General features: G+C 71.2%; 23 protein-coding genes and 2 pseudogenes. 15 read left to right on the top strand and 10 right to left on the bottom strand.

Features of this window, described 5'->3' with window-relative positions; all coding sequences use genetic code 11:
* Positions 1 to 475: esterase/lipase family protein (locus ACRDSK_RS18500; protein WP_431442312.1), on the bottom strand; the 475-nt coding region annotated here is incomplete at its 3' end.
* Positions 476 to 494: 19 nt separating this feature from the next.
* The gene (locus tag ACRDSK_RS18495) at positions 495 to 1,409 is read right to left on the bottom strand and encodes a glycosyl hydrolase (protein WP_431442310.1); all 915 of its coding nucleotides are present in this window, start codon (positions 1,407 to 1,409) and stop codon (positions 495 to 497) included.
* Between the two features lie 231 nt (positions 1,410 to 1,640).
* Between ACRDSK_RS18495 and ACRDSK_RS18490 the strand changes: the two genes are divergently transcribed.
* Entirely contained in the window at positions 1,641 to 3,143 is a 1,503-nt protein-coding gene (locus tag ACRDSK_RS18490; protein WP_431442309.1) for a M1 family metallopeptidase, read from the top strand.
* 86 nt (positions 3,144 to 3,229) lie between these two features.
* Here ACRDSK_RS18490 and ACRDSK_RS18485 read toward each other — a convergent pair.
* Together ACRDSK_RS18485 and ACRDSK_RS18480 are read right to left on the bottom strand one after the other, a co-directional pair.
* A pseudogene (locus ACRDSK_RS18485) lies at positions 3,230 to 3,463 on the bottom strand (DUF6841 family protein); the annotation flags it as partial.
* A gap of 28 nt (positions 3,464 to 3,491) precedes the next feature.
* The gene (locus ACRDSK_RS18480) at positions 3,492 to 4,385 is read right to left on the bottom strand and encodes an SDR family NAD(P)-dependent oxidoreductase (RefSeq protein WP_431442308.1); all 894 of its coding nucleotides are present in this window, start codon (positions 4,383 to 4,385) and stop codon (positions 3,492 to 3,494) included.
* Between the two features lie 242 nt (positions 4,386 to 4,627).
* Between ACRDSK_RS18480 and ACRDSK_RS18475 the strand changes: the two genes are divergently transcribed.
* Both ACRDSK_RS18475 and ACRDSK_RS18470 read left to right on the top strand, forming a co-directional pair.
* Complete coding sequence (locus ACRDSK_RS18475; protein WP_431442307.1) at positions 4,628 to 4,801, top strand: hypothetical protein; 174 nt, start codon at positions 4,628 to 4,630, stop codon at positions 4,799 to 4,801.
* 86 nt (positions 4,802 to 4,887) lie between these two features.
* A pseudogene (locus ACRDSK_RS18470) lies at positions 4,888 to 6,362 on the top strand (S8 family serine peptidase).
* A gap of 57 nt (positions 6,363 to 6,419) precedes the next feature.
* Here ACRDSK_RS18470 and ACRDSK_RS18465 read toward each other — a convergent pair.
* Positions 6,420 to 6,950, bottom strand: coding sequence for a M23 family metallopeptidase (locus tag ACRDSK_RS18465; protein ID WP_431442305.1), 531 nt, complete (start codon positions 6,948 to 6,950; stop codon positions 6,420 to 6,422).
* Between the two features lie 235 nt (positions 6,951 to 7,185).
* Here ACRDSK_RS18465 and ACRDSK_RS18460 point away from each other — a divergent pair, with 235 nt between their 5' ends.
* The 3 genes from ACRDSK_RS18460 to ACRDSK_RS18450 are packed head-to-tail and all read left to right on the top strand — an operon-like array spanning position 7,186 to position 9,643.
* A complete protein-coding gene (locus ACRDSK_RS18460) occupies positions 7,186 to 7,632 on the top strand; it encodes a lamin tail domain-containing protein (RefSeq protein WP_431442304.1) in 447 nt (148 codons plus the stop codon).
* 15 nt (positions 7,633 to 7,647) lie between these two features.
* Positions 7,648 to 8,802: a serine hydrolase domain-containing protein gene (locus ACRDSK_RS18455; RefSeq protein ID WP_431442303.1), complete on the top strand. Its 1,155-nt coding sequence runs from the start codon at positions 7,648 to 7,650 to the stop codon at positions 8,800 to 8,802.
* A gap of 25 nt (positions 8,803 to 8,827) precedes the next feature.
* A complete protein-coding gene (locus tag ACRDSK_RS18450; protein WP_431442302.1) occupies positions 8,828 to 9,643 on the top strand; it encodes an isocitrate lyase/PEP mutase family protein in 816 nt (271 codons plus the stop codon).
* A gap of 4 nt (positions 9,644 to 9,647) precedes the next feature.
* Here ACRDSK_RS18450 and ACRDSK_RS18445 read toward each other — a convergent pair whose 3' ends face one another.
* The 4 genes from ACRDSK_RS18445 to ACRDSK_RS18430 form a co-directional block, all read right to left on the bottom strand.
* Positions 9,648 to 10,349: a B3/B4 domain-containing protein gene (locus ACRDSK_RS18445; RefSeq protein ID WP_431442301.1), complete on the bottom strand. Its 702-nt coding sequence runs from the start codon at positions 10,347 to 10,349 to the stop codon at positions 9,648 to 9,650.
* A 106-nt stretch (positions 10,350 to 10,455) separates the two neighbouring features.
* A complete protein-coding gene (locus ACRDSK_RS18440) occupies positions 10,456 to 11,088 on the bottom strand; it encodes a LysE family translocator (protein WP_431442300.1) in 633 nt (210 codons plus the stop codon).
* A 5-nt stretch (positions 11,089 to 11,093) separates the two neighbouring features.
* Complete coding sequence (locus tag ACRDSK_RS18435) at positions 11,094 to 11,930, bottom strand: maleate cis-trans isomerase family protein (RefSeq protein WP_431442299.1); 837 nt, start codon at positions 11,928 to 11,930, stop codon at positions 11,094 to 11,096.
* Entirely contained in the window at positions 11,927 to 13,309 is a 1,383-nt protein-coding gene (locus ACRDSK_RS18430; RefSeq protein WP_431442298.1) for a TrpB-like pyridoxal phosphate-dependent enzyme, read from the bottom strand. The genes ACRDSK_RS18435 and ACRDSK_RS18430 overlap by 4 nt, the downstream gene beginning before the upstream one ends.
* Positions 13,310 to 14,004: 695 nt before the next feature.
* On the opposite strand from ACRDSK_RS18430, the gene ACRDSK_RS18425 reads away from it, so the two are divergent.
* The 9 genes from ACRDSK_RS18425 to ACRDSK_RS18385 all read left to right on the top strand — a co-directional run bounded on the left by ACRDSK_RS18425 (position 14,005) and on the right by ACRDSK_RS18385 (position 21,249).
* On the top strand, positions 14,005 to 15,498 hold the full coding sequence (locus ACRDSK_RS18425) for an AMP-binding protein (protein ID WP_431442297.1): 1,494 nt from the start codon (positions 14,005 to 14,007) through the stop codon (positions 15,496 to 15,498).
* Positions 15,495 to 15,767, top strand: coding sequence for an acyl carrier protein (locus ACRDSK_RS18420; RefSeq protein ID WP_431442296.1), 273 nt, complete (start codon positions 15,495 to 15,497; stop codon positions 15,765 to 15,767). The genes ACRDSK_RS18425 and ACRDSK_RS18420 overlap by 4 nt, the downstream gene beginning before the upstream one ends.
* Positions 15,768 to 15,780: 13 nt before the next feature.
* Complete coding sequence (locus tag ACRDSK_RS18415; RefSeq protein WP_431442295.1) at positions 15,781 to 16,155, top strand: ectoine synthase; 375 nt, start codon at positions 15,781 to 15,783, stop codon at positions 16,153 to 16,155.
* Positions 16,156 to 16,170: 15 nt separating this feature from the next.
* Positions 16,171 to 17,337 carry an acyl-CoA dehydrogenase family protein gene (locus tag ACRDSK_RS18410; protein WP_431442294.1) on the top strand — a complete coding sequence of 389 codons (1,167 nt, stop codon included), beginning with the start codon at positions 16,171 to 16,173 and terminating at the stop codon, positions 17,335 to 17,337.
* 3 nt (positions 17,338 to 17,340) lie between these two features.
* Positions 17,341 to 18,048 carry a transglutaminase-like domain-containing protein gene (locus ACRDSK_RS18405; RefSeq protein WP_431442293.1) on the top strand — a complete coding sequence of 236 codons (708 nt, stop codon included), beginning with the start codon at positions 17,341 to 17,343 and terminating at the stop codon, positions 18,046 to 18,048.
* Between the two features lie 75 nt (positions 18,049 to 18,123).
* The gene (locus ACRDSK_RS18400; RefSeq protein WP_431442292.1) at positions 18,124 to 18,288 is read left to right on the top strand and encodes a hypothetical protein; all 165 of its coding nucleotides are present in this window, start codon (positions 18,124 to 18,126) and stop codon (positions 18,286 to 18,288) included.
* A 195-nt stretch (positions 18,289 to 18,483) separates the two neighbouring features.
* Positions 18,484 to 18,906, top strand: coding sequence for a carboxymuconolactone decarboxylase family protein (locus ACRDSK_RS18395; RefSeq protein ID WP_431442290.1), 423 nt, complete (start codon positions 18,484 to 18,486; stop codon positions 18,904 to 18,906).
* 45 nt (positions 18,907 to 18,951) lie between these two features.
* Positions 18,952 to 20,688 carry a thiamine pyrophosphate-binding protein gene (locus ACRDSK_RS18390; RefSeq protein ID WP_431442288.1) on the top strand — a complete coding sequence of 579 codons (1,737 nt, stop codon included), beginning with the start codon at positions 18,952 to 18,954 and terminating at the stop codon, positions 20,686 to 20,688.
* Between the two features lie 51 nt (positions 20,689 to 20,739).
* A complete protein-coding gene (locus ACRDSK_RS18385) occupies positions 20,740 to 21,249 on the top strand; it encodes a DinB family protein (protein WP_431442287.1) in 510 nt (169 codons plus the stop codon).
* Positions 21,250 to 21,273: 24 nt separating this feature from the next.
* Here ACRDSK_RS18385 and ACRDSK_RS18380 read toward each other — a convergent pair.
* Positions 21,274 to 21,817, bottom strand: a 544-nt coding sequence (locus ACRDSK_RS18380) for a transglycosylase SLT domain-containing protein (RefSeq protein WP_431442286.1), incomplete at its 5' end; no start/stop codon positions are given.

Genomic DNA, 21,817 nt, shown 5'->3' with positions numbered 1-21,817 from the left:
CCAGCACGCCGCCCGCGGAGGCGACCCGCGTGCCGTGCAGCGGCGAGCCGAGCGTGACCACCCGGCGCACGGCCCGCGCGCCGTCCTCGGTGGCCACCCAGAGCCGGGCCACCACCCCGCCCGCCGAGTACCCGATCACGTCGACCGACGGCGCACCTCCGTCGAGGGCGTCCCGGGCGGCGTCGTCGAGCACCCGCACCTGCGCGCGGAGGTCACCCATGCCGTCCCCCGGCAAGGTCAGCACGTTCGCCTCCCGGCCGGTCGCCCGGATCCGGTCGGCCAATGTGGACAGTGAGCCACGCGATCCGCCGTACCCGGGCACCAGCAGCACCGGTCCCTCGCCCTCGCGGGCGGGCGGGTCGCCGGCCGGCACGAGCTGGCTGACCACAGCGGCCGCCCCAGCCACGAGCGCCAACGCGAGGACCGCGAGCAGCCCGCGCCGCCGCCGGCTCAGCCCCGTCCACCAGTCCCGCACACCCCGATGATCCTCCGGCTCAGGCCTGGTAGCCCAGCGGACCGTCCGGGGCGACGTTGTATGCCTGGAACAGCGGGTCCGGCGAGGACGTGTCGATGTGGAAGTAGGTCGCACCCCAGAGCAGGTTCTGGATGTCGACGTGACCGTTGCGGTGGATCATGTCGCTGTAGGCGCGGCACTTGGCCTGCTTCTGCGCGCTCGGGTCGCCGTCGTACGGGAAGTTGAGGCCGTACTCGGTGGCGATCCACAGCTTGCCGGGGAAGTGGCCGGCCAGCGCGCCGACGATGTCGTAGACGACCGGGTCGAACTCGGTCGCGCCGTAGAAGTGGAAGCCGACGAAGTGGCAGCGGTTGACGGCGTCCTTGAAGCGCTGGTCGTGGAACCAGTCGTGGTAGCTGGACGCGCCGCCCGGGGCGATGCCGGGGCTGCAGAGCTGCACGCCGGGGAAGTTGGCGGCCACGGCGTCGATCGAGGCGTGCAGGGAGTCGGCGTAGGGCTGGATGAAGTCGGTGGCCTGGTTGAGGTTCGGCTCGTTGCCGAGCTCGATGATCAGCCGGTCGGCGGGGCGGACCTGGGTGGAGTACTGGTAGAACGGCCGAATCTCATTGACGACCGCGGCCGGGTCGAGCAGGCGGTCGGTGTCGCCGGTACCGGTGCGCACGATCGTGTACGGCGTGAGGTTCGCGAGGGCGAGCTGGAAGTCGGGGTTCTCCCACGGCGCGCCCCAGGTGGCCACGACCTTGGTCAGGTTGTGCCGCCCCTGCGCGACGGCCGCCTTGAACTCCTCCCAGCCCGCGGTGAGCAGCGGCCCGTGGAACTTGTCGATCGCCGCGCTGGCCGACCCGGTGGTGACGAGCGGCGCGGCCGCCGCGGCGAGCCCGGCCCCGGCCGCCAGCACCCCGAACCGGCGGCGGCTGAACGCGTTGTCTCCCATGACTTCTCCCCGACTGGCCCCTCGACGGCTGATGATCTTCAGAACTGTGCCACGGAGCCGCCGCCGGCACGTCGGCCAAGCGGCGCGCGTTCGCTGGGCCGTTCGTCCCGCACCGAAGGTCGGGCCGGCTGTGCGGACTCGGTACGGCTTCGTGATCCGAATGTCGGGTGCCGCGCGGTCGCCTGCCGGCCTATGGTCTCTGCGGTCCAAACGCAATTGGAGGTGTGCACCATGAAGCGGCGATCCCGCGCGTTCGTCGTCGGCACGGTGGCCACGTTGGTGACCGTGCTCGCCGGCACCGCCGCGAGCGCGGCCCCGGCGCCCGGCGCCCCCGGGCTCGGCGACTCGTACTACCCGCTGGACGGCAACGGCGGCTACGACGTGTCGCACTACGACATCCGGCTGAGCTACCAGCCGGCCACCGACCTGCTCTCCGGCACCACCACGATCCTGGCGCGCACCACCCAGGACCTCTCGCGGTTCAACCTCGACTTCCTGCTCGAGGTGTCGTCGGTCCGGGTCAACAACCAGCCTGCCACGTTCGCCACGAACGCCGGCGAGCTGACCGTCAAGCCGAAGAAGGCGCTGAAGAAGAACACCGAGCTCACGGTCGTCGTGCGCTACTCCGACAACCCCGAGCCGTACCGCCTGTACGGCTTCCCGGGCTGGACCAAGACCCCGACCGGCGCGCTCGCCGTCAACCAGCCGCAGATCGCGCCGTGGTGGTACCCCAGCAACGACCACCCGCGGGACAAGTCGACCTTCGACGTGTCGATCGCCGCGCCCGAAGGAGTCGAGGCGCTGTCCAACGGCGTGCTCGTGAGCCAGCAGCAGACCGTCGCCGGCATGGTGCGGTGGAACTGGCGCAGCGTGCGGCCGCAGGCGCCCTACCTGACCTTCCTCGCGATCGGCCAGTACGAGATCCGCGAGTCGACCGCGCCGAACGGGCAGCCGGTGATCAACGCCTACGGCGACGACCTAGGGGCCAGCGGCCCGGCCGCGCGGGCGTCGGTGGAGCGCACGCCCGAGGTGGTCGAGGTGCTCGAGGAGACCTTCGGCCGGTACCCGTACGAGGCACAGGGCGGCATCGTCGACACCTCGCTCGGCTTCGCGCTGGAGACCCAGACGCGTCCGGTGTACGACGTCGGGTTCTTCCAGGCCGGCACGAACACCTCGGTCGTGGCGCACGAGATGGCGCACCAGTGGTTCGGGGACTCGGTCTCGGTGCACGACTGGCACGAGATCTGGCTGAACGAGGGCTTCGCGACCTATGCCGAGTACCTGTGGTCGGAGTACCAGGGCGAGGGCACGCCGGCGGAGATCGCGCAGTTTACCTACGACTCCATCCCGGCCGACGACGAGTTCTGGCAGGTGCTGCCGGGCGACCCGGGCGCGGAGAACCAGTTCCACGACGCCGTGTACGACCGCGGGGCGATGACCGTGCAGGCGCTGCGCACGGCGATGGGCGACCGCGCGTTCTTCCGGCTGCTGAAGACGTGGCCCAAGCAGCACAAGGACGGCACCGCGACCACGACGCAGCTCGTGGCGCTGGCCGAGAAGCTCGCGGGCAAGCAGCTGGACTCGCTGTTCGAGACCTGGCTCTACACCGCGGGCAAGCCGGCCGTCGGTCCGAACGGCGCCTCAGTGGCGAAAACCGGGGCGAAGACCGTGGCGAAGCCCAAGTCGGTCGACCGCATCGAGCGGACGCACGACCTGCTCGCCGCGACCGGATAGTGCGTGGGGGCGGGCTCCTCCGTGTCACGCGGCGAGGAGCCCGCCCACCCACCAGTCGCGCGCCGCAAACGTTTACGCGACCGTCCTCAGTGGATGACCAGCGCCGAGATCCGCCTGCCGGCCGGGCCGTCGGTGATGAGGTAGGTCGAGTCGAACCGGTTGATCTCGGTGCCGTCGGCGCGGTAGCGCGCGAACCGTCCACTGTGGATCGCGCAGGTCCCGTTCAGCACGGTCGTCTCCGCGGCCAGCTCGTCGCTGCGGTCGAAGCCCGCCGCGCGCATGTCGTCGATCTGCGCCCCCATGGCGGCGAGCAGCTGCTCCTCGTCGGTGAGGTACCAGCCCGGTCCGTCAGGAGATCATCCCCCACTCGGCTTCGGCGAGCCAGTGGCGCAGCGGCGGCGGCAGGCGCTTCTCCAGGCCGTAGGGCTCGAGATGGGCGTGGAACACCTCGTCGAACGCGCGCTCCACGCTGCCGGCGTCCCAGCAGTCGCGCTCCAGGATCGGCTCCTTCAGGTACGGCTGGCCGACGACGTGCAGCAGCCGGCCGGTGCAGCGGATCAGCTGGCCGGTGACGCCCGCGGACCGGTCGCCGAGCAGGTACACGACTAGCGGCGCGACCTTGTCGGGCGTGTTCTCGGGCGGGCAGGTGCGCAGCGCGCGTTCGGAGCCCCGCACCATCCGGGTGTGCGCGACCGGGCAGACGGCGTTGACCCGAATGCCGAGTTCTTCGAGGTCGAGCGCCCAGGAGTAGGTCAGCGAGGCGACCGCACCCTTGCTCGCCGCGTAGGTGGCGAGCGCGCGCTGGCCGAGAGCGGCGCCGGAGGAGATGTTGACGATCGAGCCACCGCCCCCTGCCATGGCCCGGACCGCGGCGAGGCCGGTGTAGATCACGCCGAGCACGTTGACCTCGACGAGCCGGCGGGCGCGGCGCGGGTCCTCGTCTGGTGGGAGGGCCTCGTAGTTGAGGCCGGCGTTGTTGACCAGCCCGTCGAGCCGCCCGTACTCGGCGAGGCACAGGTCCACGATCGCCTGCGCGGCCTCGGGGTCGGCCACGTCGTGCGCACTGCCGACCGCCGCCCCGCCGCCGTCCCGGATCAGCGCGGCCGTCTCGTCCGCGAGGTCGGCGTCGACGTCGTTGACCACGACCGCCCCGCCGACCTTCGCCACCTGCGCCGCGAACGCCCTCCCGAGACCCCGCCCCGCCCCGGTGACCACGACCGCGCGCCCGTCGAGTGCCGTCATCGCCCGCCCCCAACCACAAGCCAACTGGTCAGAGCCAGTGTCGGACGGCTGGGCGCGTGCTCACCGAGCGCAACGGCCAACGGTCGTCCGGTGCGGCAAACGTGCGCCCGACGTTCGTCGGCCCGATCAGCCGGGCAGAACGCCGAGCCGAACAACCGGGCGTTCGAAGACTCGTGATTCGTCCAACTCCGGAGGCGGACCCTCGGATGCGAAAGAACCCGTCCACCCGAGAGGGAACCCGAATGGAAATCAACATCTCCGGAGCCGCGCTGGTCCGCCTGGTCCTCTGGCTCGCGGTCGCGGGCGTGGTCCTCGGCATCGTGATCGGCACCAACACCCATGACGCCGGCCCGGCACCGAACACCGTCGATACCCCGACCCATCAGCCAGCCGTGGAGGCCGCACACGACGGCTGACCAGAGAGCCACCATTCCAGCACGGGTCGTCACCTACTCAGGTGTCACTCGTTAGTGGGGACACATCCCTGCTGGCTGGAGGGTTCATGATTTCTCGCTCGGCTCGACGGGTCGCGGTCGCCGCCTCGACCGTACTGCTCGCCATGGGCCTCGCGGCGCCCTCGGCGCCTGCCCAGACGCTCGCGCCGCTGTCCGCCTCGCTCACCGCGTGCTCGGCGGCGCGGCCGACGCGCTGCCCATGTCGGTCCTCGTCCACGGGCGCGACCTCGCCGCCGCCGACGCGGCCGTCCGCGACGCCGGCCTGACAAAGTTGACCACCTTCCGGCGCATCGGCGTCGTCGCCGCGACCGGCACCGCGAGCCAGGTCCGCGCCGCGCGCGGGCTGGCTGGCGTGACCTACGTCGAGGGCAACGACCCCGTCGAGTTCTTCGCGAGCTCCGGCACCGCCGCCACCCGCAGCCTCGCCGCGCAGCAGACGCTCGTCGGCGCCAACGGCAAGAAGCTCGACGGCACCGGCGTGTCGGTCGCGGTGATCGACAGCGGGATCGACCCCACGCACCCCGCCTTCAAGGGCGCCGACGGCAAGACCCGGGTCGTGCGCAGCCTCAAGGGCGTCTGCCTCACCGAGGATCCGCCGACGTCGAGCTGCCTGGTCGACGTGCCCACCTTCGTCGACACCGACCTGCTCGCCGTCGGCGGGCACGGCACGCACGTCAACGGCATCGCCGCCGGCAACAACTACACGCTGGCCGATGGCACCAAGGTCGGCGGGTCCGCGCCCGGCGCCAAGATCGTGTCGCTGTCCGTCGGCGCCGCACTGCTGATCATCGGCGCGGACTCGGCGCTGAACTGGGTGCTGGAGAACCACGCGGCGCCGTGCGGACCCGGCGTGCCGGCGGCGACCTGCCCGCCGATCAAGGCGATCAACAACTCCTACGGCCCCTCCGGCGGCGGCGCCTTCGACCCGAACTCCGCCACCGTGAAGCTCCAGCGCCAGCTCGCCACTGAGGGCGTGGTGACCGTGTGGGCCAACGGCAACGACGGCGGCGACGGCTCGGCCAACTTGTCCAACCCGCCGGGCACCGACCCGACGCCGGGCATCCTGTCCGTGGCCTCCTTCAACGACCAGGGCACCGGCACCCGCGACGGCACGGTGTCGGAGTTCTCCTCGCGCGGGGCGGCCGCCAGCGCGGGCACCTGGCCGGACATCTCCGCGCCGGGTGAGAACATCGCCTCCGCGTGCCGGCTCTACCTCCCGATCTGCGCCACAGGCCTGCAGCCGATGAACGGCCCGGGCCTGTTGGACGTCGGCACCTACAACGTGATCAGCGGTACCTCGATGGCCGCGCCGCAGATCACCGGGATCGTGGCGCAGCTGTTCCAGGCGCGGCCGTCGGCCACCCCAGCGCAGATCGAGAACGCGCTCAAGTCGACCGCGTACAAGTTCCGCGCGGGTGCCGCGTACCAGTCGGTCGGACCGTTCACGTCGAGCTTCGACAAGGGCACCGGCCTGGTCGACGTGGTGGCCGCCGCGAAGTCGCTGGGCGCCGGCCCGGCCTGACGTAAACCGTTGGCGACCGTGCCCGCCGCTCCCCTCCTGCGGCGGGCACGGCGCTTCTCAGCCGACCGTGCAGCCGCTCGTCGGCAGGCTGCCCAGGCTCGGCGGCGCGGCCCCGTCGTGGATCGCGAGCAGGTAGGTCTGCGGGCAGCGGGCGGTGCCGTCGGCGGTGCGGACCTCGATGTGCAGGTGCGGCGCGCCGGAGTTGCCGGTGTCGCCCGTGGTCCCGAGGTGCGTGCCGGCGGGTACCGCGGCGCCCTCGGCCACCGCGCGCTCCGAGAGGTGGCAGTAGATGAACCGCGAGCCGTCCGGCTGCAGCAGCCGGATGCCGATGCCGCACGACGCGCTGTCGTAGTGGTCGACCTGGCCGGCGGTGAGCGCGTAGGCCGGCACGTTGGTGACGATGAGGTCGACCGCGGGGTTGGCGTTCCAGTGCGCCGCCGCGTAGGCCTCCCGGGGCACCGCGCCGGGGTCGAGCGGCAGCGCGTGGTCGGCGGCGGCGTTCGCGGTGGGCGTGAGCGCGACGAACAGGGCGGCGGCCGCGACTGTCGCGACCCCCGCCACGACCGTCCCGAGCCGGTTGAGTCGCATGTGGGTGATGCCTCCTCGAACTAGGTGTGACAAGTGGTCGCGACCATGTCACACCTCGGCGAGGTGGGCGGGACGAATCCGGGACCTTGCGGCCGATCCGGTGATGAACAGCCGGCACGAGACCTACGGAAGGTTGGTTCCAACGGCCCACGTCACTCGTTGGAGCACGCTCTGTAACGAGCACCGGGAGCTTCGCGACGTTGCGTAAGCAATCGTCGATCCGAAAGGGAGCTCAATGCGCAAACTGGTCATGGCCGCGGTGTCCGTCGTGGTGGCGGCGCTGCTGGGGGCGGTGGTCGCGGCGCCGGCGGAGGCGGCCGGCGGCATCATCATCTACCGCGCGTACTACAACTCGCCCGGCACCGACAACGGCAGCAACGGGAACCTCAACGCCGAGTACATCCTGCTGAAGAACACCTCCACGGTGGCGATGGCCGTGACCGGCTGGACGCTGCGGGACAAGGCGAACCACGTCTACAAGTTCCCGACCACCCGGATCAACCCCGGCAAGTACCTCTACATCCGCACCGGCAAGGGCACGAACAACCCGAGTACCCGGTACTGGAACAAGACCTGGTACATCTGGAACAACACCGGCGACACGGCCTACCTGCGCGGCCCGGCCGGCGGGCTGAGGGACTCCTGCACCTGGGGCCGGACGGGCAGCTGGCGCAACTGCTAGGCCAGACTTCCTCCCGTGTACGACACCGTGGACACTCCGGTCAGCGGCCACTGCGACGCGCGGTTCACCGCCGTCCGGGAGGCGTTCGCGGACAACTTCGCCGAGCGCGGCGAGGTGGGTGCCGCGGTCTGCGTGCTGGTCGGCGGGACCGTCGTGGTCGACCTGGTGGGCGGCTGGGCGGACGCCGACCGCACGCGGCCCTGGCGGCCCGACACCATGGTCAACTTCTACTCGGCCGGCAAGGCGGTGGTGGCGCTGCTCGCGCTGCGGCTGGTCGACGAGGGACGCATCGGGCTGGACACGCCGCTCGCGTCGGTGTGGCCGGAGTTCGCCGCCGGTGGCAAGGAGTCCGCGACACTGCGGCACGCGCTCAGCCACCGCGCCGGCGTCCCGGCCATCCGGGAACGGCTGTCCGACGACGACCTGTGGCAGTGGGACCGGATGACCGACGCGCTGGCCGCGACCCCGGCCTGGTGGGAGCCGGGCAGCCGGCACGCCTACCACACGAACACGTTCGGCCACCTCGTCGGCGAGGTGGTCCGGCGGGTCTCCGGCGACAGCCCCGGTACCGCGTTGCGGCGCCTCGCCGGGCCGCTCGGCGCGGACCTGTGGATCGGCGTGCCGCCGACGCACCAGCACCGCTGCGCCGAGGTCATCTGGGCGCCGGCCGAGCCGATCGCCGGCATCGACAGCGTCGACGTCGACGCGCTCCCCGACGACCTGGCGATGAACCTGCTGGCGCACCTCAACCCGCCGGGCTACTCGTCGATCGGCCTGGTCAACTCGGCCCGCTGGCGTGCCGCGCAGGTCCCGTCCACCAACGGGCACGGCACGGCGGCCGGCCTCGCCCGGTGGTACGCGGCGCTGCTGTCGGCGTCGCCGCCGCTGTCCGCGGAGCTGCTCGCGCAGGCCACCACGCCGCAGTCGGTCGGCCCGTGCCCGATCCTCGGCGAGGACACGGTGTTCGGGCTCGGGTTCACGCCCGCGACCGCGCGCCGGCCGTTCGGCCCCAACCCGCGCGGCTTCGGCCACTACGGCACCGGCGGCGCGCTCGGCTTCGCCGACCCGGACACCGGCGTGGCGTTCGGCTACGTGATGAACCACGTGGTCCCGCGCTGGCGAAGCACCCGCAACCAGTCGCTCGTCGACGCGGTCTACGGGTCGCTGTAAGGGAGCTGTGAGGCAGAGTGGGGGCATGACCACCCAGCAGGAGAAGGCCGTCCGCTTCCGCGCGCTGCACGACGAGCCCCGGCCGTTCCTGATCCCGAACCCGTGGGACGCCGGCACGGCACGTCTGCTCGCCGGCCTCGGCTTCGAGGCGTTGGCCACCACGAGCCTCGGCGTCGCGAACACGCTGGGCCGCAAGCGCGTCGACGGCGAGGAGGTCCTCGACAACTGCCGGGCGATCTGCGCGGCGACGCCGCTGCCGGTGAACGCGGACCTGGAGAACGGCTTCGCCGACGACCCGGCCGCCGCCGCGACGATGATCGAGTCAGCGTACGCGGCGGGCGCGGTCGGCGCGTCCATCGAGGACGCGACCGGCGACCGCGACGCGCCGGTCTACGACTTCGGGCTCGCCGTCGAGCGGGTGCGCGCGGCCGCCGAGGTCGCGCGCGCCCTGCCCGTCCCGTTCACGTTCACCGCGCGGGCCGAGAACCTCCTCTACGGCGTCCACGACCTCGACGACACGATCGCGCGGCTGCAGGCGTTCGAGGCCGCCGGCGCCGACGTGCTCTACGCGCCGGGCCTGCGGACCCTCGACGAGATGCGGGCCGTGGTCTCGTCGGTCGGCCGGCCCGTCAACGTCGTGATGGGCTTCGCGGACCCCACGATCACGCTGGCGCAGCTGGCCGAGATCGGCGTGCGGCGGGTCAGCGTCGGCGCCGCGCTCAACCGGCTCGCGCTGCGCGCGTTCCTCGACGGCGCCCGCGAGCTGCGTGACGGCCGGTTTGAGTTCGTCGCGGACATGGTGCCGCTAGCCGACCTGCACGAGGCGTTCGGCGAGAGCTGACCGGTCACACCGCGAGCTCCGGAGCCGCGCGGGTCAGCACCGCCGTCCTCGGCTCGATCCGCCAGCCGGCGGTGAGCTCCTCGGTGACCGAGGCGACGAGCCGCGCGACGTCGTCGGGCGCCGACTCGTGCAGTCCTTCGGCGACGACCAGGACCCGGGTGGTCGTCTCCCGGACCGCCGAGCGCCCGCTCTGCCGGTTCGTCCACCGCCGGGCATGGGCCAACCCGTCCTCGTCGGCGAAGATCACCTCGCCGGGCTCCGGGTGCTCGGTCTGGCCGCCGAAGGTCAGGTAGCTCTCCTCCCCGGTGGCGCGGCGCACCTCGAGGTCCCCGGCGACCTCGGCGACGTCGAACACGGCGACCGGGACCGCGAACGCGAGCGAGATCGCGTTGCAGAGGTCGATCACCGGGTGGATGCTCGGCAGCTCCCCCTCCTTGCGGAGCCGACGAAGCAGCGACTCCGACGCGCACCGGTACTGCGTCGGCTTGAGCCCCAGCCGGCCGAAGGTGCGCCGCCACGCGCGGATCTCCGGCAGCTCGGACTCCGTGCCGCCGGCCAGCCGGGTCCGGGCGAGCGCGGTGTACCGGCCGACCGGCTCGGCGACGTCGGCCGCCGGGCCGACCCCGGCCACGTACACCACGCCCGGAACCAGCGCCGGGAACTCCTGCCACAGGGCATCGGCATGTCTGAACCGCACGAACGGCATCCTCCGCCGACCGACACCCGCAACGCGAGCGACCCCGACCCCGCGGCGGACACCACGACAGGCCGGCTCGCCTACGTCGAAGCGCGCTGGCCCGCCCCAGGTTTTGTCAGGCCTGGCTCACCGTGGCGGCGACCGCACCCAGCAGGAGGTAGATCATCCCGCTGGAGAGGTCCAGCCGGCGCCTCGCCTTGGCCGTGCGCCGCAGTCGGCCCGACAGGGCGCTCGCCAGCAGCGCGTACGCCCCGTCGCTGATGATGCCCAGCACGATGAAACCGATGCCGAAGAACAGCAGCTGCGTGGCGACCCCGCCCAGCGCCGGGTCGACGAACTGCGGCAGGAACGCCACGAAGAACACCAGCGTCTTCGGGTTCAGCACGTTCACCAGCACGCCCTGCGCGAAGATCCGCAGCTTCGACATCTCCGGCGGTTCCTCCACCGAACCGTCGTCGGTGCGCTGCAGCCACAGCTTCTGGATGCCGAGCCACACCAGGTACGCCACACCGAGCCACTTGACGATCTCGAACGCCGTCGAGGACGCCAGCAGCAGCGCCGACATACCCAGCGACGTCAGCAGGACGTAGAAGATCGACCCCACGTGGATGCCGACCACCGACACCAGCCCGGCCGCCCGGCCCTGCGCCACCGACCTGGTGACGATGTAGACGACGGCGGGCCCGGGCACCACCAGCAGGGCCATGGTCGCGCCGATGAACAACAGGACTGTCTCGAAACTTGGCATGTCGCCTAACTCGCCTTCCCCGACAGGGCGCTCTCCCGAACTCTGGGGAGCTCCCGATGGTCGAACAGTCTGCCGGTCCCGATGCCGGTGTCACGCACGCCCGCCATGCGCAGGCACTGCCACAGGCACGCCTGGTTGGAGGTCACCACCGGCACGCCGAGGTCACGCTCCAGCGGCTCGATCGCCTCCAGCGTGCGGAACCCGCTTCCGGGAATGAGTATGCCGTCCGCGTGCGCGGGCAGGGACTCCCGTGCCTGCCGGTAGACCTCCTCCGGCCGCACCTCCCACTGTCCGCCGAGGTCGTAGATCTCGTAGGTCTCCCGGTCGCGCCAGCCGGCGCCGAGATCGAACCGCATCTGGCCGGCGAACGGGAGGCCACAGTCGGCGAAGTACCGCTCGGCCGCGGCGTAGCTGGTCGCGGTGAACCACGGCGGGCTGACCAGGTGCGGCCGGCTGATGCCGACCGTGCGCATCGCGTCGAGCATCGCGAGCGGCGCCGTGGTGACCGGCGTGCCCCCGGCGCGCAGCGAGGCCTGCTCGGCGAACAGCTCGTCGAACCCGGCGCCGGCGAGGAAGCTGCTCGACCCGAAGCACAGACAGATGGCGTCCAGGCGCAGCTGCCCGAGTTGCTCGAGCCCGCGGGCGATGTCCGGCGACTCGACCAGCGCGGCGGCCTGGTCCCCCTGGAAGTCCGAGCCCGGCGTGCGCGGGCTCGCGAACCGCGCCGAGTGCACGGTGACCCCGGGCGGGGCCATCCCCCAGATCTCGGCCTCGGGCACGGCATCCTTGTGGATCACAAGGATGCCGACCCGGGCCCGCCAGCCCCAGGTGTCGGACGTCATGTCACGGACCCCGCCATCTCCCACGCCTGTTCGGGGATGCTCGCCTTCGCCTCGGCGATCGTCTCGTCGTCGAGCACCATGTCGTCGAGCTCGCCGGCGAAGTACCGCTCGTACGCGGTCAGGTCGAAGTGCCCGTGCCCGGAGAGTCCAAAGAGGATGGACTGCTCGCGGCCCTCCGCCTTGCAGCGCAGCGCCTCGTCGATGGCCACCCGGATGGCGTGGGTCGACTCGGGCGCGGGCAGGATGCCCTCGGCCCGCGCGAACTGCACGGCGCCCTCGAAGCAGCGCCGCTGGGTGACCGCGGTGGCCTCCATGAGGCCGTCCTCGACGGTCCGGCTGACGAGCTGGCCCATGCCGTGCGCACGCAGCCCGCCCGCGTGGAAGGTCGGCGGGACGAAGCCGTGTCCGAGGGTGTGCATGCGGAACAGCGGGGTCATCCCCGCGGCGTCGGCGTAGTCGTAGGCGACCGTGCCGCAGGTCAGCGTCGGGCACGCCGCCGGCTCCGCCGCGATGACCCGCACGTCCTGCCCGCCGCGCAGCTTCGCGCCGAGGAACGGGAACGACAGGCCCGCCAGGTTGCTGCCGCCACCCGCGCAGCCCACGACGATGTCCGGGTAGTCGTCGGCGAGCTCGAACTGCCGGATCGCCTCCTGACCGATCACGGTCTGGTGCGCGAGCACGTGGTTCGCCGCGCTGCCGAGCACGTAGCCGAGGGACTCGTCCTTGGCGAACGCCTCCAGCGCCTCCGACGTCGCGATGCCGAGGCTGCCGGGGCAGTCCGGGTCGGCGGCCAGGATGGCCCGGCCGGCGGCGGTTTCGGGGCTCGGGCTCGGCACGCACTCGGCGCCGAACACCTCCATCAGCGCGCGGCGGTAGGGCTTCTGGGTGAAGCTCACCTTGACCATGTAGACCTTGGCGGACATGCCGAACATGGCCGCGCTCTGCGCGATCGCGCTGCCCCACTGGCCGGCGCCGGTCTCGGTGACCAGCCCGGTCTTGCCGGCCTGCTTGTTGTAGTAGACCTGCGCGACCGCCGTGTTGGGCTTGTGGCTGCCGGTCGGCGCCACGCCCTCGTACTTGTAGTAGATGCGTGCGGGAGTGTCGAGCAGGGCTTCCAGCCGGCGGGCGCGGAACAGCGGCGAGGGCCGCCACTGCGCGTAGACCTGGCGGACCGGGTCGGGAATCTCCAGCTCCCGCTCGGTGCTCAGCTCCTGTTCGATGATCGGCTCGGGCATCGTGTGCGCCATCTCGTCCCGGGTCACCGGGCGGCCGGTGGCCGGGTTCAGCGGCGGGTGCAGGGCGGGCAGGTCCGCCGCGAGGTTGTACCAGGTCGTCGGGATGTCGCCTTCGTCAAGCAGAAACTTGATCCGGTCGACCATCGATGCCTCCTGAATTGCAAAAATCGCGAAGCGGCGTCGCTCGTGGGCGCGCCCGTATTCCACGACGCTTTGGGGTGACCGAGTCGATGCCGCGCCCATTCCAGCGACATTCCAGTGTGTGTCGCTCGGCCGCAGGGACGGTAAGTGCATGTTCCGGCGGCGGGCAAGGGTCCATCCGGGCGACTGCCGAGTGAGTGATGCCCACATCACCCTCGCGCGGGCAGATACTACCGAGAGCTACAACAGGGCGACCGGTTTGTGCTGACGCCGGTGCTCAGTGGACATTTGTCGGCGGCCACGTCAGCAGCACTTCTCCGTTGACACACTGGAATATATCGTGCCGAGCCGGCGTCGGTAAGTGGTCTGGACCTCGTAACCGCCGCATTCACGCAGGGTCAGATGTCTTGACAGTTAAGTTAGCCGGGGTGGTCCGCCCGGCGGACCGGACGCCGGAATCCTGTCACACAGGGTCATTTTCACACTTATTTGGCAATTATTTCGATCTTCGATTCAGAATTAACGCGTTGCTCCGAACGGATCCTTGCCCCATTCGAAATGGACGTGGTTACATCTCCTCCCGGACATGGGGAGTTCGGGAGTTTCACTGGCGCGAGTCGGTGTTTACCCAGGACGTCTCTTTTATTTGTCGATGCCGCGCGCTCGTTTCGCGCGGTTCGGAGCAGATGGATCGGACTGTGGATTTACGAAGTCAGCTGGTTGACGCCGTGCTCGAACACGCGAGCAGGCGACCCGACGCGCCCGCACTGATCTGGCGCGATCGCCAGGTCGGCTATGCCGAGCTGGCGGCCATGACGCGGTCGGCCGCGGCCGACATCGCCGCGCTGCCGCCCGGCCCGCTCGGGGTGGTGGCGGAGAAGGCGCCGGAGACGGTGGCCCTGGTCCTCGGCTGTCTCGCCGCGGGCCGGCGGTTCCTGCTGCCCGCGCCGACCCTGCCGGTGGCGACCCTGCAGGACCTGCACCGACGGGCGGACTGCACGCACATCGTGTCCGCCCCGCAGGTCCGCGCCGACAGCAACGGCGCCGGGCTCGCGGACCAGCTCCTCGATGTCCACATCGGACACGAAGGTCCCGACCTGCCCGCCGCGACCGGCGAGGACGTGTCGTTCCTGCTCACCACGTCCGGGTCGACGGGTGTCCCGAAGATCGTCCCGCTGACCGTCGGCGCGGTCGACCGCTTCGCCGACTGGGCGGGCGCCGAGCTCGGGCTCGGCCCGGGCCGGCGCGTGCTGAACTACGCGCCGCTGAGCTTCGACCTGTGCCTGCTGGAGGTCTGGGCGACGCTGCGGCACGGCGGGTGCGTCGTGCTGGTCGACCCCGACCGCGCCACCAGCGGCCCGGCGCTGCTCGACCTGTTGGCACACCACGAGGTGAACGTCGTCCAGGCCGTGCCGATGTGCTACGAGCTGATGGTGGCCGCCGCCGACAAGGTCGGCCACGCCGGGCTCCGCTCGGTCGACCAGGCCGTCGTCACCGGGGACGCGCTGCACCCGGCCCGGCTGACCGACCTGGCCCGACTCTTCCCCGCCGCCCGCCTGTCCAACGTCTACGGCTGCACGGAGACCAACGACAGCTTCCGGTGCGTGCTCGACGCGGAGATGGCGAGCGCCCCGTCACTGCCCATCGGCGAGCCGCTGCCCGGCGTGCGGGCGCTGCTGGTCCGCGAGGACGGCTCGGTCCTGGACGGTCCGGGCGTCGGCGAGCTCCTGGTCAGCACGCCGTTCCAGACGCCCGGCTACCTCGACGCACCCGACCGGTTCGTGGCGCATCCCGAGGGCGCGGACGAGCTGCGCTACTTCCGCTCCGGGGACCTGGTGCGCCGCACCGCGTCCGGCGCGCTCCTGCTCGAGGGCCGCACCGACTTCCGGGTCAAGATCCGCGGCCAGCAGGTCTACGTGCAGGAGGTGGAGCGGGTCCTGCTCGAACACGCGGGCGTGCTGGAGGCGGCCGCGGTCGCGGTGCCCGACCAGCACACCGGCCACCGGCTGCATGTGCTGGTGCGCACGAACGGCACGACCAACAGCCTGGTGCTTCGCAAGCACTGCGCCGACCGGCTGCCGCCGGCCGCGATCCCCTCGACCATGCGGGTCACCGAGGACCCGCTGCCGAGGACGTCCACCGGGAAGGTGGATCGCAAGCACATCACCGAGAACCTGGAACTGGTGGGATGACTGTGGATCAGACGAGCGACCATACGACGACGATCACCCGGTACATAGTGGACGAGTTCGTGCCGGACATCAGCGCCGCCGAGCTCGCGGCGGACTACGACCTGTTCGCCGGCGGGGTGATCGACAGCCTCGCCCTGCTGAAGGTCATCGACTGGCTCGGCGAGCGGTTCCGGCTCAGCCTCGACGACGTCGAGCTGTCCCCGGACAACTTCCGCACGGTCCAGGACATCAACGCGTTCGTCGGCGCTGCCAGCGCACAGTCGAGATAAGGGGTTTCGAGAGATGATTGTTCGCACGCTGTCCGAGGCCAAGACCGTGGACTGGGGCAACGGCGTCAGCCGGCGACTGCTGCTCGACGCCGACGGGATGGGCTACACCGTCACCGACACCATCGTCGCCGCCGGCACGAAGTCGAACCTGCAGTACCGCAACCACTTGGAGGCCTGCTACTGCATCGACGGCGAGGGCGAGGTCATCGACATGGCGGGCAACTCGTTCCGGCTGACCCCCGGGACGCTGTACGCCCTCGACCAGAACGACGCGCACTACCTCGTCGCGAGCCCGGCCGGCGACATGCGGCTGGTGTGCGTGTTCAGCCCGGCGCTGCGCGGTGACGAGCGGCACTCGCTCGACGCCGCCGCGTTCTCCCAATACTGATCGGCTGGTGTCGTCGTGCCCGAGTGGACCGAGGAACAACGAGAGCTGCGCGCCGGGATCGGCCGGTGGTGCGAGGCGCTCAACGAGGGCTACCCCGAGCGCGAGCACGCCGGCGAGTTCGACCACGACGCGTGGAAGCTGGTGCGCGAGTCGGGCGTGCTCGGCCTGCCGTTCGGTGGTCAGTGGGGCGGGCTCGACCAGAGCCTGCTCACCACGATGGGCGTGCTCGAGGAGCTCGGCTACCGCTGCCACGACGGCGGGCTGGGCTTCTCGGTCACCACGCACATGGTCAGCGCCGGCGTGCCGGTGACGCGGTTCGGCTCGGCCGCGCTGAAGGACCGCTACCTGCCGGGAATCTGCGACGGCTCCACGATCGGTGCGCACGCGATCAGCGAGCCGGACAGCGGCTCGGACGCGCTGGCCATGCGCACCACGGGTCGCCGGCGCGGCGACGACTGGGTGCTGTCGGGCAGCAAGACGTTCGTCAGCAACGGGCCGGTGGCCGACGTGTTCGTCGTCTACGTGCGCACGAACCCGAACGCCGGCCCGCTCGGAGTGACCGCGATGGTCGTCGAGCGGGACACCCCGGGGCTGACGGTCGGCCAGCCCATCTCCAAGATGGGCCTGAAAACCTCGCCGTTCGCCGAGCTGTTCTTCGACGACTGCGTGGTGCCGGCGGCGAACGTGGTGGGCCGGCCCGGCTCCGGGTTCCTCGTGCTCGACCACGTGATGAAGTGGGAGATCCTCTGCTCCTTCATCGTCAACGTCGGCCAGATGCGCCGCCGCGTGGACCGGTGCGTCGAGTACGCGCGCGGCCGGACCCAGTTCGGCTCGCCGATCGGCTCGTTCCAGGCGGTGGCCAACAAGATCGTCGACATGCGGATCGGTGCGGACACGGCCGGCCGGTGGCTCTACGACACCGCCGCGCGGCTGGAGCGCGGCGAGAACGTGACGATAGACATCGCGATCAGCAAGCTGCTCGCCAGCGAGGCCAACGTCTCCGGCGCGCTGGCCGCGGTGCAAGTGTTCGGCGGCAACGGCTACACCACCGAGTACGGCCTCGAGGCCGAGCTGCGCGACGCCGTCGCCGGGACCATCTACTCGGGCACGTCGGACATCCAGCGCAACCGGATCGCCCGGATGCTCGGGCTGGGCGAGAAGAAGACCCTCGAGAGGACATGAGAAGTGGAAGCCAACCTGGCGCCGACCGAGCTCCTGGACCACGAGTCGCCGCAGGTGCGCCGGTTCGTCGAGAAGGCCGTCGGCACCGATCTGTCCACAATGGAGCCCGCAGACCGCGCGGTCGCGCTGTTCTACGCGGTCCGCGACGGCCTGCGCTACGAGGTCTACCAGAGCGACCTGTCGCGCACGGGCATGCGGGCCAGCGCGATCATCGAGCGCGGGTTCGGGTTCTGTATCCACAAGTCGCTCGTCTACGCGGCGGTCACGCGGGCGGCGGGCGTGCCGAGCCGGATCGTGCTCGGCGACGTGCGCAACCACCTCGCCTCGCCCCGGCTGCGCGAGCTCGTCGGCGGTGACCTGTTCCGCTTCCACTGCCTCACCGAGGTACACCTCGGCGGCCGGTGGGTGAAGGCGACGCCGGTGTTCAACAGGTTGCTGTGCCGGCTGTACAAGATCGCCCCGCTGGAGTTCGACGGCGAGACCGACAGCGTCTACCACCCCTACGACGAGCAGGGGCGCCGGCACATGGAGTTCGTCCACTGGCACGGCGAGTTCGACGACTTCCCGTACGACCTGGTGGTCGACGGCATCCGGGAGGCGCACCCACTGCTGTTCGCCGACACCAGCCGCACCACCGAGGGCTCGCTGATCGAGGAGTCCGACGACCAGCGCCGGCTGCTCGCCGCGTCCCGGCCGGCCGGCACGTCCTGACGTCGTAGCGCTGCGACGGCCGGCGCGTAATGAGAGGGTGGGTTCGGACAAATCGTCCATCGAGAAGGGAGTCCCATGGCCCTCGATCCCACCCGCCGCTCGCCGCGCATGCTGGCCGTCCTGGCCGCGTTCGCCTTGCTGCCACTACTGGCCTCATGCAACGACGACGAAGGTGGCGACGACGACGACGGCGAGGACGACGACGGCATGCGCGCCCCGGTCGTCATGATCGCCGAGTGACGCCTGAGTAAACGCTGGGTGAACCGCGACGAAAGTGCGCGCGAAGTAGCACGAAGATCGTCGCAAAAGGGCTACCGGAATACGACATCGGTAGCAAGGTTCGTTCGGCATTGACGGACCAAACGCCCATCGCTAACGTCGGCCGGGCCTGACTACTCAAACCGAATTATATTCAGGTGCGAGAGGATCTGACGGATGACAGATCCGGTCGACGGGAACGATCGGCACACCCGAGGTCTCGAAGTCCTGCACATGCTCGCGGGCGGGGACCCGGCCAAGCTGGAGAGCATGTCGGCCCTGGACGACGTCACGCCAGATCTTCGGCGACTCGTGGTCGACTTCGCCTACGGCGAGATCTACTCCCGGCCGGGCCTCGACCCGCAGCGTCGCCACCTGGTCACACTGTCCGCGCTGGTCGCGCTCGGCGACACCGAGGCCGAACTGCGGACCCATGTCGGCCTCGCCCTCAACATCGGCGTGCTCCCGAAGGAGATCGTCGAGACCGTCCTGCACCTCGCCGTGTACGCGGGCTTCCCGCGCGCCTGGGCGGCGATGCGCGTACTCCAGCAGGTATTCCGGGAACGCGGAATTATCGACGAGGTCGACGCCACCGGCTGAGCGAAAATTCCCGTTCCACTCGGCCACCGCGGTTGGGAGAAGTTCGTGTCGAGAAGCGACCCGTCCGAGGTGGAATCCGAGACCGTCGCGCACGCGATTTTTCGCATCCTGGAGGAATCCGGCGACGGGCACCTGTTCACGATTCCGGGCGGCGCGGTGGCCTCCCTCGTCGACGCCGCGGTGCAGCGCGGCCGCCACGAGACCGTGGTCACGAGGCAGGAGACCGGTGCCGCGTTCATGGCCATGGGCTACGCGCAGGCCGGCCGGCGGCTCGGCGTGGTTGCGGTCACCGCTGGTCCCGGCGCAACCAATGCCGTGACCGGTGTGGCGGCGGCCAAGCACGACGGCGTGCCGCTGCTCCTGCTGTCCGGCCAGGTCACCACCGACACGTTCGGCCGCGGCGCGTTCCAGGACAGCAGCAGCGACGGCCAGCTGGACGTCGTCGGGCTGTTTCGGCACGTCACCAAGCGGTCGGTGCTGCTGTCCGATGCCGGCCAGGTCGGCGGTGTCACCCGCCGGCTCATCGAGCTGGCGCACGAGGGCCGGCCCGGGCCGGTGCACCTGAGCGTGCCGGCCAACCTCGGGATCGCCCCCGTGCCGGTGGCCGCGCAGCCGACGACCGGTCTGGTCCGCCGGGCGTCCCGGACCGTCGACGCACAGTCCATTCGCGACGTCGCGCACCTGCTCGCCGAGGCGCGCCGGCCGGTGATCCTGGCCGGCCACGGCGTCCAGATCTCCGGTGCCTGGGCGGAGCTGCGTGCGGTGGCCGAGCGGTTCGAGGTCCCCGTGGCCACCACTCCCAAGGGCAAAGGCGCCTTCGCGGAGGACCATCCGCTGGCGATGGGGGTCTTCGGCTTCGGCGGTGCCAGCCGGGCGGAGAGCTACCTGCTGGAGGAGAAGGTCGACGTGCTGCTGGTGGTCGGCTCGAGCCTGGGCGAGTTCCAGACCCGCAGCTACCACCCGGGCCTGACGGCCAACCGCACCGTGATCCAGGTGGACATCGACGAGGACATGGTCGGCCGCAGCTACCTGGTCGACCTGGCGGTCGTCGCGGACGCCCGCATGGTGCTCGGCGCGCTGGCCGAGGCCGCCGACGGCGTCGAGATCGAGCGCGAGCCGCTCGCGCCGTCGCCCGAGCGCACGGCTCCCGAGCCCGTATCCGGCGACCGGCTGCCCGCGTCCGCCATGGTCGCGGCGATGAGCGACGCCCTGCCGGCGGACGCGTCGCTGTTCGTGGACATCGGGAACTGCATGAGCTGGGCGAGCCACCAACACGTGGTCCGCAGACCTGGCTCGTACTTCGTCGGGCTCGGGCTCGGCTCGATGGGCTACGCCGGGCCGGCGGCGATCGGGGCGATGCTCGCGGTCCCGGAGACGCCGGCGGTGGCGCTGCTCGGCGACGGCGCGTTCGCGATGACCGGGATGGAGATCCACACCGCGGTGGAGTACGGCGTCCCGGTCGTCTGGGTGGTGCTCAACAACGGCGGTCACGGCATGGTGCACGCCGGCGAGCTGCTGACCTTCGGCGAGTCGAACCCGAGGAACCTGTTCAACCGCCCGATGGACGTGGCGGCCGTCGCGGCGGGGCTCGGCGCCCGGAGCGCCACGGTGGAGACGCTGCCCGAGCTGCGGGCCGCGCTCGCCGAGGCCTTCGCCGCCTGCGAGCCGACGGTGATCGAGGTCCCCGTCGACCCGGACGAGATCCCGGACGTGGTCCGCGGCCGCGCGAACGACCTGTTCCGCCGGTTCGGCGGCGGCCGCACTCCCGCCGCGTACGGCTGAGCCGCCACGGCGCCATCCGGACTGTCGGACCCCGGTGGCACGATCCGCCGCATGACCACGACCGACCGCCCGATGCCGCCGATGACGGCTGACGAGCGCGGCACCCTCGACGGCTGGCTGGACTTCTACCGTGCCACGCTGGCGACGAAGTGTGCCGGGCTGACCGAGGAGCAGCTGCGCACCGCGTCCGTGCCGCCGTCGCCGCTGACCCTGCTCGGGCTCGTCCAACACCTGGCCGAGGTCGAGCGGAACTGGTTTCGCCGCGTGCTGACCGGCGAGGAGGCGCCGCCGATCCACGGCCCGCGGACGCACCCGGAGGGGCACGACGGCGGCTTCGACCTGACCGACACCTCGTTCGCCGGCGCGTCGCGGAGCTGGCACCAGGAGATCGACCGCGCGCGGGCCAACTGCGCCGCCCGCGAGCTGGACGGGACGAGCCCGTTCGCGGGCGGCGAGGTGACCTTACGGTGGATCTACGGCCACATGATCGCCGAGTACGCCCGCCACTGCGGGCACGCCGACCTGATCCGCGAGCGCATCGACGGTGCCACCGGGATCTGACGCGCGGGGCGCGTCCGTCCTGCCTCAGTACCCGACGTAGCCGCGGCCGCTCTCCACCGCACGCACGCCCGGCACGTCCGAGATCGAGCCGTACCGCTCGATCGCGTACCGGGTGCCGGCGAGGATGTTGTCCACCGGCGAGTAGATGCTGTCGTAGCCGGGCAGGTGGTGCTCGGAGAACGTCGAGTCGATCGTCTGCATCAGGCCCTTCGACGGGTGCCCGGCGGTCGCGTTGGAGTCCCACAGGTTGATCGCGTGGGGGTTGCCGCTGGACTCGTGCTGGATGAGCCCGAGCATCTGGTCGGCGTTCATCAGCGACGGGTCGACGCCCTGCTGGATGAGGATCTGCCGCGCGGTCTCGATCCACTCCCGCAGCTGCTGCGGTCCCGCGGCGGTGCCCTCGGACGGCGGCGGGCCGGTCGGCCCCCACGACGGGACGCCCCGCGGCGGCTCCGCCCACCGGCTCGGGTCGACCGCGGGCCGGGCACCTCCGCCGGCAGCCGGCGGCGGGGCCTGGACGGGCGCGCCGGCCGGCGGCTGGCCCTGTGCGGTCTGCACGCCGCTGGTG

This window comes from Actinophytocola sp., from assembly GCF_050699915.1.
In the GTDB taxonomy this organism is placed as follows: domain Bacteria; phylum Actinomycetota; class Actinomycetes; order Mycobacteriales; family Pseudonocardiaceae; genus Actinophytocola.
The sequence above is the reverse complement of the archived record's forward strand: the minus strand, read 5'-3'. Positions and strand labels throughout refer to the sequence as shown.

Bases quoted from the DNA above. Each gene is read 5' to 3' on its own strand.
- ACRDSK_RS18495 (WP_431442310.1), bottom strand. From the start codon at position 1,409: ATGGGAGACAACGCGTTCAGCCGCCGCCGGTTCGGGGTGCTGGCGGCC.
- ACRDSK_RS18490 (WP_431442309.1), top strand. From the start codon at position 1,641: ATGAAGCGGCGATCCCGCGCGTTCGTCGTCGGCACGGTGGCCACGTTG.
- ACRDSK_RS18480 (WP_431442308.1), bottom strand. From the start codon at position 4,385: ATGACGGCACTCGACGGGCGCGCGGTCGTGGTCACCGGGGCGGGGCGG.
- ACRDSK_RS18475 (WP_431442307.1), top strand. From the start codon at position 4,628: ATGGAAATCAACATCTCCGGAGCCGCGCTGGTCCGCCTGGTCCTCTGG.
- ACRDSK_RS18465 (WP_431442305.1), bottom strand. From the start codon at position 6,950: ATGCGACTCAACCGGCTCGGGACGGTCGTGGCGGGGGTCGCGACAGTC.
- ACRDSK_RS18460 (WP_431442304.1), top strand. From the start codon at position 7,186: ATGCGCAAACTGGTCATGGCCGCGGTGTCCGTCGTGGTGGCGGCGCTG.
- ACRDSK_RS18450 (WP_431442302.1), top strand. From the start codon at position 8,828: ATGACCACCCAGCAGGAGAAGGCCGTCCGCTTCCGCGCGCTGCACGAC.
- ACRDSK_RS18445 (WP_431442301.1), bottom strand. From the start codon at position 10,349: ATGCCGTTCGTGCGGTTCAGACATGCCGATGCCCTGTGGCAGGAGTTC.
- ACRDSK_RS18440 (WP_431442300.1), bottom strand. From the start codon at position 11,088: ATGCCAAGTTTCGAGACAGTCCTGTTGTTCATCGGCGCGACCATGGCC.
- ACRDSK_RS18435 (WP_431442299.1), bottom strand. From the start codon at position 11,930: ATGACGTCCGACACCTGGGGCTGGCGGGCCCGGGTCGGCATCCTTGTG.
- ACRDSK_RS18430 (WP_431442298.1), bottom strand. From the start codon at position 13,309: ATGGTCGACCGGATCAAGTTTCTGCTTGACGAAGGCGACATCCCGACG.
- ACRDSK_RS18420 (WP_431442296.1), top strand. From the start codon at position 15,495: ATGACTGTGGATCAGACGAGCGACCATACGACGACGATCACCCGGTAC.
- ACRDSK_RS18415 (WP_431442295.1), top strand. From the start codon at position 15,781: ATGATTGTTCGCACGCTGTCCGAGGCCAAGACCGTGGACTGGGGCAAC.
- ACRDSK_RS18400 (WP_431442292.1), top strand. From the start codon at position 18,124: ATGGCCCTCGATCCCACCCGCCGCTCGCCGCGCATGCTGGCCGTCCTG.
- ACRDSK_RS18395 (WP_431442290.1), top strand. From the start codon at position 18,484: ATGACAGATCCGGTCGACGGGAACGATCGGCACACCCGAGGTCTCGAA.
- ACRDSK_RS18385 (WP_431442287.1), top strand. From the start codon at position 20,740: ATGACCACGACCGACCGCCCGATGCCGCCGATGACGGCTGACGAGCGC.